This window comes from Agromyces humi, assembly GCF_009720255.1.
In the GTDB taxonomy this organism is placed as follows: Bacteria; Actinomycetota; Actinomycetes; order Actinomycetales; family Microbacteriaceae; genus Agromyces; species Agromyces humi.
The window spans coordinates 1-1,681 of the sequence record NZ_WJSP02000588.1 but is presented as its reverse complement, the minus strand read 5'-3'; the positions used below and the strand labels follow the sequence as shown (position 1 = coordinate 1,681).

The 1,681-nt window shown below is 71.7% G+C and carries 1 protein-coding gene; it reads right to left on the bottom strand.

The genetic code is table 11. The features are described 5' to 3' along the window. Positions 1-27 precede the first annotated feature (27 nt). The coding region (ggt, locus tag GH736_RS22580) for a gamma-glutamyltransferase (protein WP_159607227.1) at positions 28-1,681 on the bottom strand (1,654 nt) is incomplete at its 5' end.

Genomic DNA, 1,681 nt, shown 5'->3' with positions numbered 1-1,681 from the left:
CACCTGCTGCTGAGCGCGAAACCCCGGTCAGCCGGCCGGCTTCACCACCAGTCCGGTGCCGCCGCCGCGGCGCACCGGCTCGGCGACCGCGGTCATGAGGCCGGTTCCCGGATCCACCTCGATGGCGGCAGCCGCGCCGATCTCCTTCGAGAGCGGACTCGTGGCGGTGCCCTGCACGGGCGCGAGCGCCTGGCCGAACGGCGCGAGGTCGTCCGCGTAGGCGGCGATGAACGCGTCCTCGGCCGGCGTCGGGGCGGCCGAGTTGCGCTGGGACGCACGCGGCGCCGCCACGGCCTCGGGCAGCGTCATCCCGAGGTCGATGCGGTTCATGAGGATCTGCGTGACCGTGGTGATGATCGTCGCGCCGCCGGGCGAGCCGACGACGAACTTCACGTCGCCCTCGTCGAGCACGATCGTCGGCGACATCGACGACCGCGGGCGCTTGCCCGGCTGGACGATGTTCGGGTCGGTCGGGTTGGGCACGGCGCTGAAGTCGGTCAGTTCGTTGTTGAGCAGGAACCCGCGTCCGGGAACGACCATGCCCGAGCCGCCGGTCTGCTCGATGGTGAGCGTGTACGAGGCCGCATTGCCCCAGCGGTCGACGACCGAGAGATGCGTGGTCGACACGTTCTCGGTGTCCACGGGCTCGTCGAACGCCACGGCGTCGCAGCCCACGGCGTCCAGCGCCCCCGCGGGCACGGGCCGGAGCGACGCGAAGTCGGGGTCGATCGTGCAGTCGCGCGCGTCGGCGAACTCCTGGCTGAGCAGGGTCTCGGTCGGCACGTCGACGAACGCCGGGTCGCCGACGTAGGCGTTGCGGTCGGCGAACGCGTGCGCGGTCGCCTCGAAGTAGAGGTGCAGGCTCTGGCCGATGTTCGCGGGCGACAGCTCGTGGTTCTCGAGGATGTTCAGCGACTCGCCGACCGTGGTGCCGCCCGACGACGACGGCGCCATGCCGTAGACGTCGAGGCCGCGGTACTCCACGTGCGTCGGGTCCTGCACGACCACGTCGTAGCCGGCGAGGTCATCTGCGGTCAGGTAGCCGGGGAAGGCGGGCAGCGTTGTGTCGGGGCTCGTCTGCGGGTCCTGCACGACGGCGGCGATCTCGTCGGCGATGGGGCCGTCGTAGAACAGGTCGGTGCCGCGCTTGCCGATCTCACGCAGCGTCGCGGCGAGGTCGTGGTTCTTGAAGATGGAGCCGACCTCGGGTGCCTCGCCGCCGGGGAGGAAGACCTCGGCCGTCGCCGGGAACGCCGCGAACCGGGCCTGGTTGTCGAGCGTCTGCTGACGGAATGTCGCGTCGACCGTGAACCCTCTCGTCGCGAGCAGGGTCGCGGGCTTCAGGATGTCGCGCAGCGACTCGGTGCCGAACCGGTCGAGCGCCGTCTCCCACGTGGCGAGGGTTCCGGGCACGCCGACCGAGACGCCCGAGGACACCAGGTCGGCGAACGGGTAGGCCACCCCGTAGGGCGCGGTCGCGGAGACGCTGCCCGGCACGATGAACGCGTTGCTCGGCATGGCTTGGGGTGCGGTCTCGCGACCGTCGATCGTGGTGACCTCGCCGCTCGCCGCGTCGAAGTACACGAAGTAGCCGCCGCCGCCGATGCCGGCGCTGTACGGCTCGGTGACCCCGAGCGCCGCGGCCGTGGCGACCGCGGCATCCGCGGCGTTGCCGCCGTCG